The 1172-nt window shown below is 62.2% G+C and carries 1 protein-coding gene; it reads right to left on the bottom strand.

Annotated elements, in window-relative coordinates; translation table 11 throughout:
• Positions 1-1172: IS1634 family transposase (locus tag ABD989_RS17630; protein WP_345314503.1), on the bottom strand; the 1172-nt coding region annotated here is incomplete at both ends.

The following is a 1172-nucleotide window of genomic DNA, read 5'->3' on the forward strand; positions in this document are numbered from 1 at the left end:
TAGGTGTTGGATGATCTTCTTGATCGAGTAGCCGGTCGCGTTCTGAAGGTCGCGGGCGATCGCGAGGGCGGCGAATACGATGGTCAGGTGGGCTTCGATGGAGTCGCGGCGGCGGTGGAAGATTGGTCGGGCGGCTAGGTCGGATTTGGCCATCCGGAATGATTTCTCGACTCTCCAGAGGTCACGGTAGGCGGCCACGATGGTGTGGCCGTCCATGGTCGCTGGGTCGATGTTGGTGACGTAGCCCTTGAACCCGGCAGCGTCACGGGCTCGCGCAACGAGATCCTCATCGACGCCCACTTGTTTTCCCGAGACGGTGACGAATCGCTGTTTCTTCAATGATTCGGATTTGTCGGCGACGCGTTGGGCTCGTGCGACCTGGGCGTTGAGGGTTCGGTTGTCGCGGCGGTAACGCTCGAACGAGTAGTGCCACACCACTCGGCGGTTTCGCTGGTGAGGTCCCTGTCCCATCTGTCGGGTCAACTCGACCACTCCGTCGTCGGGTACGTGGGTGCCCTTGACGCCGAAGTGTTCTTCGAGTTCTTTGGGTGCTTTGGAGGTACGCGAGGCGACGATGAACTCCAGGCCGGCGTCCTCGAGAGCATTGAGGTTGGCCGCCGACAGCATGCCGGCATCGGCGACGACGATCATGTTCTTGATGCTGTGGCGTGTCTGGAAGCCTGTGACAACGGGGATCAGTGTCGTGGTCTCGGCCTTGTTGCCCTCGAAAACATGCACGTCTAGGGGGAATCCGTCACGGGCCACGAGCAGGCCGACGGTGATTTGTGGGTCGACCCGGCGTTCCTTGCTCATTCCGACTTTGCGGAGACGATCTTCGTACTCGGCTTCGAAGTACAGGGTGGTCAGATCGTAGAGAACGACCGCGACACCAGGGCCGCCGTCGGCGGTCACGTGCGCCCAGCATGCTGCGGCGATCTGGGAACGGTAGTCACGTTCAACGCAGCGGGCCAGCGCGCGTTTGATACTGGACAGGTGCGGGGCGGTCACGCCTAGCTCGGCAACGACGCGGATCGTGTCGAGTTTGCTCGTCGGTTCCACGAGCCGCGCTGCCACCAAAGTGCGGAAGGTGTCGTCGCCGACCTGATCGAAGCCCAGGCGCGCATAGGCGTCGGTGAGCGTATTCCAGAGCAGCTCACTGCGGTGCGCGGCAA

It is taken from the genome of Gordonia alkaliphila, from assembly GCF_039542465.1.
Classification (GTDB): Bacteria; Actinomycetota; Actinomycetes; order Mycobacteriales; family Mycobacteriaceae; genus Gordonia; species Gordonia alkaliphila.